Raw genomic sequence first — 15,164 nt, forward strand, 5'->3', positions numbered from 1 at the left:
GAAGGCATATAGAAAAAGAAAATAATGTCGTCTATCCTTTTGCTTTAAGACAATTATCAAAGGAAATCTTTGAACAGATGAAACAGGAAGATACACAATTTTTATCAAATGAAATTTGATGTACTGACACATTAATGTGAAAGAGAAAGTTAAATATAATGAATAAGAGTAACAGAAAGACTCTTCTGTTATTCTTTTTTTATGAAGATATATCATACATTAACAATATAAAAAGTGGTATACAATAATCAACTGTATATCCACTCATATGAATAATTATTCAATAGGTTCTTGATAAAAATTACCTGTCACACCATTAGAGTTAATAATATTAATAAAAACATGCGGATCTAAGTTCTTGATCATATGGACAACATCTTTCACTTCATCAGCTCCCACAACAGTATATAACATTGTTTTATTTTCTTTTAAATAACATCCTTTTCCTTCAAATTGTGTAGCTCCATGATGAGTATATTCTAAAAGTTTTTCTCCAATCATTTCACCTTCATCAGTTATAATCAATAACGTTGCCTGTTGATCTCTACGATGTAATCTTTCAATGACTTGTGTTGATACAAATTGGAAAATAATAGAATACATAGCTGCTTCAAATCCAAATAAGAATCCTCCTACTGTTAATATCACAACATTGATACCAAATACAAAATTCCAAGATGGTTGTTTTAATTTATTGGATAAATAAACAGCAATAAAATCAGTACCACCACTTGAAGCTTTTCCATATAAAGCAATAACAATTGCTATTCCATTTAAAATTCCACCAAATACAGAAACAAGTAATGGATCATATGTAATAGGAGTTACTGGTATTAAATCAACTAAAAATGAATTTAAAACAATCATTAATACAGAGTAACTTGTAAATTTCTTACCAATCATTTTAAAACCGATAAAAGCTGGTAATGCGTTTAATGAAATATTAATGATTGAATAAGGTAAATTGAAATGTAAAAAAACTATACATGCTCGTTGAATTAATAATGATAAACCTGTAAATCCCCCAGGAATTAAATCCCCTGCTCTTACAAAGGATTTGATATTAATAGACATAATTAATGACGCAATCAAAACACATATAAATGATGTAATATGCTTTTTCCATTCTTTCTCATTTTTTGTTTTTGCATAAACCATAGACATTATCCCCCTCAGCCGCATATATTATACTATTGTATAAACATGAATACAATACAATATTGAAAGAGTATTGCAAAAATGCAATACTCTAACTTTTTAAACGACCATCTTTAAGAAGTTGTAATAATTCAAGATTCTGCCTAGCACTTCCTGTATAATCATTAATACCATTTTTTAATGCTAAATTCTTTCTTGATTCAAATGTTGAATCAACCCCTATATGATTCAATGCATCTACAAGAGAATCACCACGATATGTTGGATGTGACAAATATCTTAAAGTTCCTGTAATACTTTCGTTATTGACCCATCCAAGACCATTTCCAATTAAATATGGATTTCTTGCATCTGGTATAATTCTTGTAATTGTTCCATGATTCATATAAGGAATAAGTGGAACACTGCTTTCTGAAGAGATAAAAACATGATCAAATGTGACATGATCTCCTATCTGATAATTGTCTTGTGGTGTTTCAGGCGTTGTTTCAAGTGAAAAATTATTATAACCTCCTGCTTTAATTTCTGTTGGGAAATCTCTATAGGCATAGTTTCTATCTACTGGAGCATTAATTCCTTCAACAAAGCCATGGCCTGTATATTGCCACATGTCAAATCCTTCAGCACCCAATTCTTCAGCATAACGTGCAACCCATCTTGTATATCTTTTGAATGTTGGACCAGTTAATTTGGTTGTCCACCAATAATAAGAAGCATAAAATCCTGGGAAATAATTGTTTCTTACAAGTTCATCTGCCCAAATCCTGGCATTTCTTTCGATTTGATCATTTGTTAATCTACCAATACGTGGATCTTCTAAATCTAGATAAACTGGATAGGCCATCTGATAATCTTTAACAAGTCTCATCACATGTCTGGCTTCTGATAAAGCTGCACGTTCATCTGTAGCATATGAATAAAGATAAACACCAAATGGTATACCTAATCTTGTACATTCATCTGCATTACGTTTAAAAGTAGGATCATCTTGTCCTGGAATATCTTGTCCAAAACCGCATCTTAATATCGCAAAGTCTATATGATTTTTAACAAGTTCCCAGTTAATCTCTTCTTGATATTGTGAAACATCAATACCATCTTTAACCATTGACTCACCTCCTCAAAATACAATATGTCTATTTAAAGAAAATGACTCCACATTTGCCATAGTCATTGAAGACTTTCTATTATATGCTTACTTTTTCAAAACATGTCTTACCTCTCATATCCCCCATATTTCTATGATTTGGTATTTTTTTCTCTTCTTTTTGTGTTATAATGTTGTTTACAGAGGTGATTGAATGAAGAAATTAGGTTTAACTCTTTTGACATTTTGTTCAGTCTTTGCCATGAGCCTCTCACCTATTGATGTTCATGCGACTGATTTTGAAGGTAAAGAAGATGAGTATATAAAACTTTGTTCTTCTGATTTATCAAATTCTGATAAAAAAGTTTGTCAGGAGTTCAACAAATACTTAAAAGAAAAAAATCAAGATTTAAAAGATGAAATTAAAGATACTCAAGAAGAATTAGGTCAAACAAATGATAATCTAGAAGAAGTTTCAAAGAAGATTGAAAATTTAAATACACAAATAGATGAAAAAAATAAAGAAATTGATTATATGCTTGAATCAATTTCTCAAATACAAGAAGATATTAAAGAAAAAGAAGAACTGATGAGAGAACGTTTATATGCTATGCAAACGACATATAACTCTAATTGGATTCTTGATTTCTTATTTGGTTCTGAAGATTTCTCAACATTCTTCTCTCGTGTAGGTAGTGTCAATGATATTACTTCATATGAAAAAGAATTGGTTGAAGATTTAACAGCTCAAAAAGAAAATTTAGATACACAAAAAAAATCTCTTCAAACAGCTAGAGAAAATTTACAGGCACAAAAGAAATCACAAGAAGCTTTACAAGAAAAATATCTTGAATTAAAAACAGCTCAAGAAGAAAAAATTAAAAGTAATCAGAAGGAAGCAAAAGAAGTTTCTTCTGCCCAAAAGAAAATTGATGCTGCTTTAACAGAATTGATATCTCGTGCTCCTAGTGGTGGTGGCGGTGGTGGATCATATGTTCCAGGTGATTCATCAGTTGGTAATGCCATTGCTCAAAAAGCTTTAACGAGACTTGGATGTCGTTATTGGTGGGGTGCAAATGGTCCTAATTATTTTGACTGCTCTGGTTTAGTATATTGGGCTTATAACCAAGCAGGTGTGAGTTTAGGTCGTACAACAGCTGCTGGCTATGCTGGTAGTGGTCAAGCTATTTCTCGTTCACAATTACAACCAGGAGATGTTATTACTTTTAGTTATGGAAGTGGCGTATCTCATATAGGTATTTATATTGGTGGAGGAAGTTTTGTTCATGCTTCTGGACAAGGTTCAGGTACTGTTGGTCAATATGCTGATCAATGTGTCAAAACAGCTCCATTATCTGGATATTGGGAAAGATATGTTTATAATTATAGAAGACTTTACTAAAGAAGATTTAGGTCATTACACAAGACCTAAATCTTTTTTGACTTCTCTTTTAATATTCCTTAAAATAGAATAACTTTTAGCAAACTTTGCTTCATCTACTTCATTCAATTGAAGCTCTATAATATCTTCTATTCCATTTCTTCCAATAATACAGGGAACACCCATAAAAATATCATTTTTCTTATATTTTGAATTGAGATAAGCACTGACACAGAGTATTTCATGTGAATCATTGAAAATGGTTTGAATAAGTTTATTCAGCGCTACCCCTATTCCATAATAAGTTGCTCTTTTTCTTTCAATAATTTTATATGCTGCATCTCTAACATCTAAATATATATCATTTAAATCATGCATATCTAAATCATTTTCTTCAATATATTCAATAATTGATTTACAACCCACATACGTATTTAACCAAGATATAAAAGTTGAATCACCATGTTCTCCTAACATATATGCAGAAATGTTATTGCTGGATACATTCAAATATTCACTTAATAAATAACGCATTCTCGCACTATCCAATAATGTTCCTGTTCCAATCACTTTTTGGGGTGAACTTCCTAATATCTTATATACTGTATAACTAAGTATATCAACTGGATTGCTGGCAACTATAACAATTCCATCAAATCCACTTTTTTTAATATTCATTGCTATTTCTTGCATAATATGTGTATTTATTTTAACTAAATCTAAACGTGTCTGTCCTTCTTTTTGATTAGCTCCTGCACAAATAACAATGATATCAGAATCCTTACAATCTTTATAACTACCTGCTTTAATCTTCATTTTATGAAAACTATAAGGTAATCCATCATTTAAATCCATCGCTTCTCCTTGGGCTTTCATTTCATCCTGATCAATCAAAATCAGTTCATCTATACCACCTGTATTCATTAATGAATAGGCCATACTCATGCCAACAAAGCCTGTACCAATCAGTGTTACCTTTCTCTTTTCTTTCATCCAATCACCATATTTAGTATGTTATCATTTCATTATTTTATACAAAAAAAGTTTCATTTCTGAAACTTTCTTACAACAACAATTAAAGTTGTTCCTATAATCAATGCAATAATTAAACTTATTAAAAAGTACAATGGGTTATTAATCAATAATAATGTCCATATTCCTCCATGAGGAAATGCCTGACCACATTGGAAATACATAGCTAATGCTCCTGCAATAGCCGAGCTTATGATACATGGATAATAAAGTAATGATTTATATTTTTTGACATATGGAATAGCTTCTTCACTCACAAAACATAAACCTTTTAATAAGCAACTCCATTTATTCTTTCTTTCTTCATTATTAAATATTTTCGTTATTAACATAGTCAACCATATCACTAATGGTGGCATCATACCTGCAATCATAACTGCTGACATCCAATCATATCTTCCAACAAAGATTCCAATAATACCAATAGTATAAGCCGTTTTATTTACTGGTCCACCAAAATCAACAGACATCATCGTTCCTAAAATAGCTCCTATGATAATAAGGATTACTGTTGTTGATTCTTGATTGAAGAGTGTGATATAGTCAACAAAAAATGGTGCACATAAATAAATCAACGCACATGCTGTTAATGTACCGATAATTGGTAAAAACAGATGGGGTGTTAAATTCTGTAAATCTTTAGGTAGATGGGAAAACAAAAGTGTTAAGGCTAAAATAAAATAACCAACAAAAAATCCTAAGAGAATCCCCTCTATAACATTACCACCTATATTAATTAAAAATATACTTGAAACAAGAGCTACAATAAAAGCTGGTCTATCACCAATACTATCTGCAATAAATGCACTCATAATTGGTATAGCAATATTAATTGCAAAAGTTGCAATGTAATAAATCAATGTTGTATACTCACTATCAAAATCCCAACTTTGTAGGTATGGTACAAGACTCATAAGAATTCCAGATATCATTAATATAGGAATGATTTGGGATATTCCATTCATTAAATGTCGATATATTTTTCTAATACCATTTTCATTTTGGACTTGGTATTCGCTCTGTTCCCCCTCATATATATGAGCTTCTTGTTTCATAGCCTTATTCAAAAGTTCCTCTGTATGATCAATAGCTTCTATGACAGGAGCTTGAATTAAATATTTATGATGAAATCTTTTCATTTCTACTTTTTTATCTGCTGCTACAATAACACATTTTGCCTCTTCGATATCTTTTGGAGTTAATTGATGATCAATCCCCTTTGCCCCATTTGTTTCTACTTTAATGGATATTCCCATTTCTTTAGCTTTATCAATAAGTGCTTTTTCTGCCATATATGTATGTGCTATGCCTGTTGGGCAAGCGGTAACTGCAACGATATCCAGTTGCTTTTCTTTTTCTTCAACTTCTTCTTTTTGATTAAATTTCTGAAATAATATATTTATAAAATCCTTCTGATTTTTGGAATGAATAAGTTGTTGAACCAGTTCTTCATTCATAAGCATTTGGCAAAGCTGGGCAAGGATTTCTAAATGTTGTGATCCACCATTTTCAGGAACAGCAATCATAAAGAAAAGATGTGCTGGTTTCTGATCTAAGGAATCATAGTCAATACCTTGTTGATGTACCAATGCCACTAACGATGGATAATTTACTGTTTGACTTTGTGCATGTGGAATGGCAATTGCATTTCCAACTCCTGTAGATGAGAGAGATTCTCTTTCTAGAATAGCTTTTTCATAAATGGATTTATCTTTAATATGTCCACATTCAAAATGTCTTGTTACCATTTCTGAAATAACTTCATTCTTATTCTGGGCATGAGAATCTAATATAATACTATCTTCTTTTAATAAATCTTTAATATTCATATTCAACCTCTTGTATATTTTCTAATAGTGCTTCTACTTCTTCTTTTGTAGCTAAATCTTTTGAAAATGCACTTGCACTTCCTGTTGCGACACCTGTTTTAAATGCCTGTATATAATCATGTGTTTTTTCATAACCAGCAACAAAGCCAGCAACCATTGAATCTCCTGCTCCTACTGAATTTTGCACTGTTCCTTTTGGTGCCTGACAATGATAAACTTTGCCATTTTCACAAATAAATATTGCTCCGTCTCCTGCCATTGAGATAAGTACATTTTGAGCTCCTTTTTCTTGAAGCTTTTTCGCATATTTTACAATATCTTTTAACTCAGAAAGTTTCACGTGAAACATTTCGGATAGTTCATGATTATTAGGTTTAATTAAAAATGGTTTATATTCTAATACATTCATTAGCAAATCTCCAGTGGCATCTACAACGATATGGATACCTTTATCCTTTAGATATTTCATGATATGAGCATAGATATCATTAGATACACATTTTGGTATACTTCCAGAAAGAATCAAAATATCATCTTTCTTTAAACTATCTAACTTTTTTAATAATAATTGAATATCATCTTCACTAATCACTGGTCCATTACCATTAACTTCTGATTCTTCACGGCTTTTCATTTTAAAATTGATTCTAGAAAACCCATTATGAACATCAATAAAATCTGTCTTAATATTTTTTTCTTCAATTCTTCTTTTAATTTCCTGTCCTGTAAATCCAGCAATAAATCCCATTGCAATATTTTGTATACCTAGATTATTAAGAACAACAGAAACATTAACCCCCTTTCCTCCAGGCAGTATATATTCATGAGAAGTTCTATTGACTTCTCCTAATTGAAAATCTTCAACTTCAACCATATAGTCTATAGATGGATTAAATGTTATTGTATATATCATATGTCTTCCTCCCTTATAAGGGTATTATACGCTAAAATATAAAAAAAGAATATATTTCTATATTCATTTTTTATGATATTCATTATATACTTGATTTTTAGATAATTTTCTAACTTTTGCAACTTCCTTAATAGCGTCTTTAGTTGTCATTCCCATTTGGATATATTCTTCCACATGTTCTTCAATAGTTTGATTAAAAGTTATCTCATCACTTATTTCCTCTTGACCACCTTCAACAACAAGAACCATTTCACCTTTCATATCATCAACAACATCAAGAATTTCTGCTATGGTTCCCCTATTGATTTCTTCATGCTTCTTTGTGAGTTCTCGACAAAGAGCAATGTTTCTATTACCAAAAACATCTAACATTAATTTAAGAGTCTTTTTAATACGATGTGGTGCTTCATAAAATATAATAGTTTCTTGCTTGTTTTTTAAGTTTTCAAGTTCTTTCTTCTTCTTTTTATCATTTCTATCTAAGAAACCATAAAATGTAAATGGTTGTGGAGCAATCCCTGAAACAACCAACGCATCGAGACAAGCATTAGCACCTGAGATTGGAACAACATTCATTCCTTCTTTAATAACTTCTTTGACAAGTTCATATCCAGGATCACTAATAGCCGGATAACCTGCATCACTAACCAAAGCTATTTGACAACCATCTTTTAAATCCTGTATGATCTTTGGAATGGCAATGGAAAGATTATGCTCATGATGCGATACTAATTTTGTTGATATTTCGAAATGATTCAGTAGTTTTATTGTATTACGAGTATCTTCAGCAGCAATATAATCAACACTTTTTAAAATTTCAACTGCTCGATAAGTCATTTCACTTAAATTTCCAATCGGTGTTGCAACAATATAAAGGGTTGGTAACTGATTTTCAAAACTCTTTTGTCTATTCATAAATATCTTCTCCAAACATTTTTCTGACTTCCTGACTATAGCTGCCATCGTCATTATGTGCATACAATGGTGACTCAATTTTTAAACCTTTATTTCCTTTATACATACCTTCTATTAAAAATATATGAGACTCTTTACCCATTTTAGGATAAACAAAACGAACACGTTTAGGTTCTATATCATACTTCTGCATCATATTAACAATTTCAATAAAACGATCAGGTCTATGTACCATCGCAAAACGACCTTTGTTATCAAGGATTTTGGAAGCACACTGAATAATCTCTTCTAAATTGATTTTAATCTCATGACGGGCAATTTTCAGATATTCATTATCATTAAGATGACTTCTTTCATCCACTTTAAAAAATGGAGGATTACAAACCACTAATTTAACCTTTTTCGCATCTTCAACATAATTTTTAATATCTGCGTGAATAATTTCTATTTGATTCTCTAAGTGATTTAATGCAACATTTTTATTTGCAAGAGTAACAGCCTCTTCTTGAATTTCAATACCTTTGATTTTCTTATCTGTTCTACGACTTAATAAAAGAGGAATGGCTGCATTATTAGTACCAAAATCAACAATCTCATCTAGATCCTTATTAATTGTACAAAAATGTGCTAATAAAACAGTATCCAAAGAAAAGTTAAACATGTCTTTTCTTTGGATAATTTTCATGTTTTTATAAGCCAATAAATAATTAACGACTTCTTGATTCATGTTTATGATCCTTTGGTGGTAATATCTTAATTTCGCTTAATGGAACAAATGAAATATTTCCATCATGTTCAATCTTAACCAAATCACTAATAACATTCAATCCTGTTACTTTTACAATTTTATTGTCATACTTCACTCTAGAACCAATCTTAGGAAATCTTTGTTTTTCTTTCGTATATGTATCATCTTCATATTTCAAACAACATAGCAAGCGACCGCAAGCTCCTGAAATTTTATCGATATTAATGGCTAGCATTTGATTTTTTGCCATATTAATTGAAACACCATCAAATTCACCTAAAAAAGATGAACAGCACAGTGGTAGTCCACAAGAGCCTAATCCTCCTACAATCTTCGATTTATCACGTGGCCCAATTTGTCTTAATTCAATACGACATTTAAAGACACTTGCAAGCTCTTTTAATAATTCTCTAAAATCAACTCTAGTTTCTGATGTATACATAAAGATAACTTTTGATGCATCTAAAGTATATTCACAACTTACCAGATGCATATCTAATTTGTATTGTTTCACTATTTCTTTACATATTTCTAAAGATTTTTCTGCTTTAGCCTGATTATAAGCATATAATTCTATATCTGCACGATTAGCTGATCTTTTGATTCTTTTTAATTCAGTATCAAGATTAAATTCTGAAATATCTTTTAAATCTGATACCAATTCACCAAGTTCAAGTCCTCTTATTGTTTCTACAACGACTCTAGCTCCTTTATAAAGTTCTAAATCAGTAGAAAAATAATAGGATTTTCCAACATTATTAAAACGTATCAGAGCTAACTTTTCCTCCATATTATTCTCCTTTCTATATTCTATACATCATACTATCCATGAGTAGCATAACATTAGCATTCGTACTTAATAAATATTCTGTCTCAAGAATTAAATTAATTTTATTAATAATATTTTCTTCCTGATCATCAATTCTTTCATATAAACTCTTAAAAGATGAATATGTAAGATTCATAAAATGTTTCACGTGAAACAAATCTCTCAATGCCAATACTAACATATTCAGAAAAAATTGAATAGAGTCTTTATCCTTAAAATCTTTTAATAAGTGAGTTTGAACATCAATAATAAGATTTTCTCTATGAAAGTATAAATCATCAACAAAATGATAAACTTCATTTTTTAATTTGTCAAAATCCTCAGAATCAATATAACTTTTACACTCATCATAATCAGTAAATAATTCTGAGAGAACATTAACATCATCCTCAGCAATATCTGCTTTTTTTAATTCTTCTCTCAATAATTTTTGAGACCCAGGTAAAAGTTGAATGATCTGACATCTTGACTGAATTGTAGGTAAAACACGATTTAAATTTTGACAAGTAAAAATAGCAAAAATACCTTCAGTTGGTTCTTCTAACATTTTAAGAAGACTATTCATAGCTTCAACTGTAGAATTTTCAATATTTTCCATTAAATAAATTTTTGCTTTACCTTCTAATGAAGATTTAGAAAATTGTTCTTGAATATATTCAATATTATTCTTTTTAATGGTTTCATCATGACCATTCAAATAAATAAAATCTCCATAATTGTGTTCATCTATACGTCTACATTCATTACATTGATCACATGCTAGAATATCATTTTCACAAATCAAACTCTTTGCGATAAAATGAGCAGATTGTCTTGCATTTTTACCAACCAATAAAAAAGCATGAGGTATTTTTTGATTCTTAAAGCTTTGTAAGAGAATTTGATATAAAATAGGCTGTTCCTGTTTCAGTAAATCTTTATATCTCATAATATCTCTTTAATTTTTGACAAAACCTGTGAAAAGACTTGATCAATAGTTAATGATGCATCAATTTTCACAATACGATCAGGAAATTTATCACATAAAGATAAATAGCCATTATAAACTTTACGATGAAAATCAATATTTTCTAAATCCAATCTATTGACTTCTCGATCTTTATTCGCATAAACTCTCTTCAAACCATCCTCTGGTAAGATATCAAAAAAGATAGTACGTTTTGGCAAAATGTTTTCAGTCGCAAATAAATTCATTTGATAGACTTCATCAACACCAATGCCTCTTGCTATTCCTTGATAAACCATTGAACTATCAAGATATCTATCACAAATAACAATATGCCCACTTTCTAAAGCTGGAATCACTTTTTCAACAAGATGCTGTCTTCGACTTGCAGCATAAAGTAATGCTTCAGTTTTACAATCCATGTTTGTATAATCAACATTGTGAATAATATCACGAATTTTTTCAGCAATTTCTACTCCGCCAGGCTCTCTTGTTAAAGTGACTTGATACCCTTCTTTTGTTAAATGTTCTTTAATCATGGCAGCAATTGTTGTCTTACCACTACCTTCCCCACCTTCAAAAGTAATAAAAATACCAGACATTTTAACACCTCATTTCATTCTCTATTATATAAAAATTTAATGCAAAGATAAAGTTTTATTTCTTGATTATATTAGAGGCCAATATTAAGAATAATACATAAAATAAAGCCAAAAATATCAAATAAAGAAATGATAACAATATTAAAGATATTTAATGATAGTTGAATATGTGTCAAACTATAAAAATGATTAAAAATAAAAATAGATAGTGTTGCTAAAAGCAATCTTGTAAAAATACGTGTTATCTTCATTAAAAATCACCTCACAATAATATATGAGGTGATTATATTTTCTTTCTTCCTTCTAAAGATTTTAATAAAGTCAATTCATCAGCATAATCCAAATTACTTCCAATAGGTAATCCATTAGCAATCCTTGATGCAGGAATGTTTTCTTTTGCTAAAAGCTTTGCAAGAAATAATGCTGTTGTTTCTCCTTCTCTCGTTGGATTTGTTGCTATAATAACTTCTTTAATTTGATCATTTAAACGTTCAAATAAGGACTGAATATTTAAATCATCAATTGTTTTTCCATCCATGATAGACATCGTTCCATGTAAAACGTGATATAACCCATGATATTCTTTTAATTTTTCCATAGCAAAAACATCTTTAGGTGATTCAACAACACAAATCGTCGTTTGATCTCTGGTTGGATCCTGACATATATCACATAATTCACCTTCACAGATATGGCCACATTTCTTGCAATAATGGATATTACGTTTTAAGTTTAATAAAGCATCAGAAAATCTTTGAACCTGATCCTGGTCCATTGATAAAACATGATAAACCAGTCTCTCTGCACCTTTTGTTCCAATTCCTGGTAACATTTTAAAACATTCAACCAGTTCTTCAAAACTATGAGGATATTCCATTATAAGAATGCTGATACATCAACACCATTTGTAACTTTGTTTAATGTATCTTCCCTTTCTTGAGATACTTTTTCAATTGCCTGATTAATTGTTGCAATTAATAATGCTTCCATATCTTCTTGATCTTCTTGAATTAATGAAGCAGAAATATGTAATTCTGTAATTGAAAGATTACCTTTCATTTTTCCTGTAATCAGCTGATTTTGACTTTCAAAATCAAACTCTTTTTCTCCAAATTCTTTTTTTGCTTTATTAACTTTACGTTGCATTTGTTGTGCCTGTTGTAATAAATTTCCAAAATTCATCTTTAATCCTCCTTAAATTCAACGATATCTCCAAATAATTTCACTGCATATTCTTGTGCTTCAGTCATATCAACATGATCCAAATCATGGCTATCAATATGCTTAAGTGTTAATTCGTGAGGTTGGGGTAATTGATTTTTTCTTTTTAATTCAATGAAATGACTTCTCATTTTGATCCATTCATCTTGTTGAATCGCAATAAAGCGATATTCACTACCAAGAACTTCATTTAAAAAAGTACTTAACTGTTTGTAATTTTTATAATAGTTAACAGCATTCACTGCTGGTTGATATTCAAAAGAAATAATCAATCCACCTGGACAAGCCGCAACAGCTGTACCATCACATAACATAGCAGCACTTTTTGCCATATTCAAATTAGCAAGATATCTTTTAATAATTGGCCATCTTTCCTGGATACTCTGTAAAATATCTCTTTTGGCCTGTACCAATATGTTCATAATATCAGCTTCATCTACTTTGACATCATTATCAACTTCTGGTTCTATCTCTTGTACTCGTTCAAATTCAAAAGTTGGAACATTGTCTTGAGTTTCTTCTTCTATTATAGGTTCTTTAATTGGTTCATCTTCTATAACATCATTGACTATTTCTTCTTCAATAACCGGTTCTTCTTCGACAACTTTCATTACTGGCTGCGAAGGCACTTTAACAGTTTCTACAGCAATCACTTTTTCATTTTGAATCTGATTACACATCTTTAAAATAGCCAATTCAAAATAAATAGATGGATTAATAACTTTAGCATATTTTTCACTTGCATCCATTAATATATCAATAAAATGCAAAGCTTCATCACACCCAATAAAGGGAACTATCATATCCAAATAATATTTAGATAAAACAAATAAAATAGATTCATCCTGAGTATTACGATAAATCACAACATCCTTCAAAATATCTACAAGATCCAAAGTCAGTCTTTTAATATCTATTCCATTCATTTTCATATCTTCTAATAAAGATAATGCTTTTTTCATATCTTTAGATAATATAATTTTAATAAAATCAATCTTATTTTCTAAAGAAACAATACCATAGATCTGATTGACATCCTGTACAGTTAAATGTTGATCATTATAAGCTAAACATTGTTCTAAAATGGATAAGGCATCACGCATACCACCATCAGCCAATTTTGCAATCAGCTCTAAAGCATCATCATCACATTGATAATGCTCTTCTTTTAAAATATCTTTCATACGATTCACGATGTCATTAACACTTAATTTTGTAAAATCAAATCTTTGACATCTTGAAATAATCGTCGGTAAGATTTTATGTGGTTCTGTTGTAGCAAAAATAAAAATGACATGTTCTGGGGGTTCTTCTAGAGTTTTTAATAAAGCATTAGATGCTCCTGGTGACATCATATGAAATTCATCAATAATATAAACTTTATATCTTCCTTGTGTTGGTGCATATTTAACTTTCTCAATAAGATTTCTTACTTCATCAACACCATTATTACTTGCAGCATCAATTTCAATAACATCAGGGTGTGTCCCCAAAGCAATTTGTTGGCAATTTTCACATTGATCACATGGTTTAGGAGAACCTGTACAGTTGACAGCTTTTGCTAATAGTTTTGCTATTGTTGTCTTTCCAGTTCCTCGTGGACCACAAAATAAATATGCATGAGAAATCTTATTTTCCTCAACTGCATGTTGTAAAGTTGTAATAATATGTTCCTGTCCAGCCACATCATCAAATTTTTGTGGACGATATACACGATATAATGTCTTATATGCCATTGTCATCAACTCCTTGCCTTGTCACATTATAACATAAAAAAAGATATCTTTCGATATCTAATTATTATCCATAATAAGCATTAAAATATCAATAAAGATATTGACAAAATCCAAATACAATTCCACTGCACAAATCATTGCTATACCTTCTAATGATTCAGGAGATGACATCTGATACATAGTTGAAATATTCTTCATATCATAAAGAGTAATTCCAGTAAATATTGCCAAGTCCAAGAAAATAATACCATAATAAAGAAGTGGCGCATTAATAAATAATAAAATAAGATAACCAATGATTAATATAGGTAATGCAGATAAACATATTTTTCCAATATGAGAAAAGCTTGAATCCGTATATTGCGTAATCGTATATAATAATCCAAAATATGCTGCTGTTAATGCAAATGCAAGTGCTGAAATATAGAAAGATACAGCAGATAAAATGAAAGAAAACACAATTCCATTAATAATAGAATATATAAGGAAATATCTTTTAGCCGAAGATATAGAAATTTGATCTTCATGTCCTTTTAATTTTTTATATAGAATCAAAACAAAAACAATTTCTAAAATCGTTGATGAAATTAAAATAGGAAAATAATAATTTATCACTACATTGATAATACCAGAAAGAATAATAATCACAGATGTAATAGCTGTTGTACTGACTCCAAAGAAAACCCATTTCACAACTTTTCCTAGAAATTTTTGATAATCCATCTGTTCAGTTAACATTCTTTGATCCATATATATCACCTCTAAAA

Annotated in this window: 16 protein-coding genes; 1 reads left to right on the top strand and 15 read right to left on the bottom strand. The window is 30.0% G+C overall.

Translation table 11 applies throughout. The annotated features are described in order from the left end of the window. Positions 1–276: 276 nt before the first annotated feature. On the bottom strand, positions 277–1,158 hold the full coding sequence (locus tag ACZYT4_RS09950; protein ID WP_463785220.1) for a YitT family protein: 882 nt from the start codon (positions 1,156–1,158) through the stop codon (positions 277–279). Positions 1,159–1,249: 91 nt separating this feature from the next. Further along, on the bottom strand, positions 1,250–2,266 hold the full coding sequence (locus ACZYT4_RS09955) for a glycoside hydrolase family 25 protein (protein WP_463785222.1): 1,017 nt from the start codon (positions 2,264–2,266) through the stop codon (positions 1,250–1,252). Positions 2,267–2,459: 193 nt separating this feature from the next. Between ACZYT4_RS09955 and ACZYT4_RS09960 the strand changes: the two genes are divergently transcribed. Next, positions 2,460–3,647, top strand: a complete 1,188-nt coding sequence (locus tag ACZYT4_RS09960; protein ID WP_463785224.1) for a C40 family peptidase — start codon at positions 2,460–2,462, stop codon at positions 3,645–3,647. A gap of 15 nt (positions 3,648–3,662) precedes the next feature. Here the strand turns inward: ACZYT4_RS09960 and ACZYT4_RS09965 are convergent, their stop codons facing one another. The 13 genes from ACZYT4_RS09965 to ACZYT4_RS10025 all read right to left on the bottom strand — a co-directional run bounded on the left by ACZYT4_RS09965 (position 3,663) and on the right by ACZYT4_RS10025 (position 15,147). Continuing rightward, complete coding sequence (locus tag ACZYT4_RS09965) at positions 3,663–4,619, bottom strand: L-lactate dehydrogenase (RefSeq protein WP_463785227.1); 957 nt, start codon at positions 4,617–4,619, stop codon at positions 3,663–3,665. Positions 4,620–4,672: 53 nt separating this feature from the next. Then, the gene (locus tag ACZYT4_RS09970; RefSeq protein WP_463785229.1) at positions 4,673–6,487 is read right to left on the bottom strand and encodes a PTS fructose transporter subunit IIABC; all 1,815 of its coding nucleotides are present in this window, start codon (positions 6,485–6,487) and stop codon (positions 4,673–4,675) included. Continuing rightward, positions 6,477–7,400 (bottom strand): 1-phosphofructokinase, encoded by a 924-nt coding sequence (gene pfkB, locus ACZYT4_RS09975; protein WP_463785231.1) that lies wholly within the window; start codon positions 7,398–7,400, stop codon positions 6,477–6,479. Before pfkB ends, ACZYT4_RS09970 begins: the two co-directional genes overlap by 11 nt. A 63-nt stretch (positions 7,401–7,463) precedes the next feature. Next, positions 7,464–8,315: a 16S rRNA (cytidine(1402)-2'-O)-methyltransferase gene (gene rsmI, locus ACZYT4_RS09980; protein ID WP_463785234.1), complete on the bottom strand. Its 852-nt coding sequence runs from the start codon at positions 8,313–8,315 to the stop codon at positions 7,464–7,466. Beyond that, a complete protein-coding gene (locus ACZYT4_RS09985; RefSeq protein WP_463785237.1) occupies positions 8,308–9,042 on the bottom strand; it encodes a tRNA1(Val) (adenine(37)-N6)-methyltransferase in 735 nt (244 codons plus the stop codon). The genes rsmI and ACZYT4_RS09985 overlap by 8 nt, the downstream gene beginning before the upstream one ends. Continuing rightward, the gene (locus ACZYT4_RS09990; RefSeq protein WP_463785239.1) at positions 9,023–9,853 is read right to left on the bottom strand and encodes a PSP1 domain-containing protein; all 831 of its coding nucleotides are present in this window, start codon (positions 9,851–9,853) and stop codon (positions 9,023–9,025) included. The genes ACZYT4_RS09985 and ACZYT4_RS09990 overlap by 20 nt, the downstream gene beginning before the upstream one ends. Before the next feature lie 13 nt (positions 9,854–9,866). Next, a complete protein-coding gene (locus ACZYT4_RS09995; RefSeq protein ID WP_463785242.1) occupies positions 9,867–10,820 on the bottom strand; it encodes a hypothetical protein in 954 nt (317 codons plus the stop codon). Next, positions 10,817–11,440, bottom strand: a complete 624-nt coding sequence (gene tmk, locus ACZYT4_RS10000; RefSeq protein ID WP_463785246.1) for a dTMP kinase — start codon at positions 11,438–11,440, stop codon at positions 10,817–10,819. Before tmk ends, ACZYT4_RS09995 begins: the two co-directional genes overlap by 4 nt. Positions 11,441–11,511: 71 nt before the next feature. Then, positions 11,512–11,691: a pro-sigmaK processing inhibitor BofA family protein gene (locus tag ACZYT4_RS10005; RefSeq protein WP_463785248.1), complete on the bottom strand. Its 180-nt coding sequence runs from the start codon at positions 11,689–11,691 to the stop codon at positions 11,512–11,514. A gap of 32 nt (positions 11,692–11,723) precedes the next feature. Further along, positions 11,724–12,317 carry a recombination mediator RecR gene (gene recR / locus ACZYT4_RS10010; protein WP_463785250.1) on the bottom strand — a complete coding sequence of 198 codons (594 nt, stop codon included), beginning with the start codon at positions 12,315–12,317 and terminating at the stop codon, positions 11,724–11,726. Continuing rightward, complete coding sequence (locus ACZYT4_RS10015) at positions 12,317–12,622, bottom strand: YbaB/EbfC family nucleoid-associated protein (protein ID WP_463785253.1); 306 nt, start codon at positions 12,620–12,622, stop codon at positions 12,317–12,319. Before ACZYT4_RS10015 ends, recR begins: the two co-directional genes overlap by 1 nt. Before the next feature lie 2 nt (positions 12,623–12,624). Beyond that, entirely contained in the window at positions 12,625–14,397 is a 1,773-nt protein-coding gene (gene dnaX, locus ACZYT4_RS10020; protein ID WP_463785255.1) for a DNA polymerase III subunit gamma/tau, read from the bottom strand. Positions 14,398–14,454: 57 nt separating this feature from the next. Next, positions 14,455–15,147, bottom strand: a complete 693-nt coding sequence (locus ACZYT4_RS10025) for a Bax inhibitor-1 family protein (protein WP_463785259.1) — start codon at positions 15,145–15,147, stop codon at positions 14,455–14,457. Positions 15,148–15,164 lie beyond the last annotated feature (17 nt).

Source organism: Massilimicrobiota sp. mt181 (genome assembly GCF_055420065.1).

Bases quoted from the DNA above. Each gene is read 5' to 3' on its own strand.
- ACZYT4_RS09950 (WP_463785220.1), bottom strand. From the start codon at position 1,158: ATGGTTTATGCAAAAACAAAAAATGAGAAAGAATGGAAAAAGCATATT.
- ACZYT4_RS09955 (WP_463785222.1), bottom strand. From the start codon at position 2,266: ATGGTTAAAGATGGTATTGATGTTTCACAATATCAAGAAGAGATTAAC.
- ACZYT4_RS09960 (WP_463785224.1), top strand. From the start codon at position 2,460: ATGAAGAAATTAGGTTTAACTCTTTTGACATTTTGTTCAGTCTTTGCC.
- ACZYT4_RS09965 (WP_463785227.1), bottom strand. From the start codon at position 4,619: ATGAAAGAAAAGAGAAAGGTAACACTGATTGGTACAGGCTTTGTTGGC.
- ACZYT4_RS09970 (WP_463785229.1), bottom strand. From the start codon at position 6,487: ATGAATATTAAAGATTTATTAAAAGAAGATAGTATTATATTAGATTCT.
- pfkB (WP_463785231.1), bottom strand. From the start codon at position 7,400: ATGATATATACAATAACATTTAATCCATCTATAGACTATATGGTTGAA.
- rsmI (WP_463785234.1), bottom strand. From the start codon at position 8,315: ATGAATAGACAAAAGAGTTTTGAAAATCAGTTACCAACCCTTTATATT.
- ACZYT4_RS09985 (WP_463785237.1), bottom strand. From the start codon at position 9,042: ATGAATCAAGAAGTCGTTAATTATTTATTGGCTTATAAAAACATGAAA.
- ACZYT4_RS09990 (WP_463785239.1), bottom strand. From the start codon at position 9,853: ATGGAGGAAAAGTTAGCTCTGATACGTTTTAATAATGTTGGAAAATCC.
- ACZYT4_RS09995 (WP_463785242.1), bottom strand. From the start codon at position 10,820: ATGAGATATAAAGATTTACTGAAACAGGAACAGCCTATTTTATATCAA.
- tmk (WP_463785246.1), bottom strand. From the start codon at position 11,440: ATGTCTGGTATTTTTATTACTTTTGAAGGTGGGGAAGGTAGTGGTAAG.
- ACZYT4_RS10005 (WP_463785248.1), bottom strand. From the start codon at position 11,691: ATGAAGATAACACGTATTTTTACAAGATTGCTTTTAGCAACACTATCT.
- recR (WP_463785250.1), bottom strand. From the start codon at position 12,317: ATGGAATATCCTCATAGTTTTGAAGAACTGGTTGAATGTTTTAAAATG.
- ACZYT4_RS10015 (WP_463785253.1), bottom strand. From the start codon at position 12,622: ATGAATTTTGGAAATTTATTACAACAGGCACAACAAATGCAACGTAAA.
- dnaX (WP_463785255.1), bottom strand. From the start codon at position 14,397: ATGGCATATAAGACATTATATCGTGTATATCGTCCACAAAAATTTGAT.
- ACZYT4_RS10025 (WP_463785259.1), bottom strand. From the start codon at position 15,147: ATGGATCAAAGAATGTTAACTGAACAGATGGATTATCAAAAATTTCTA.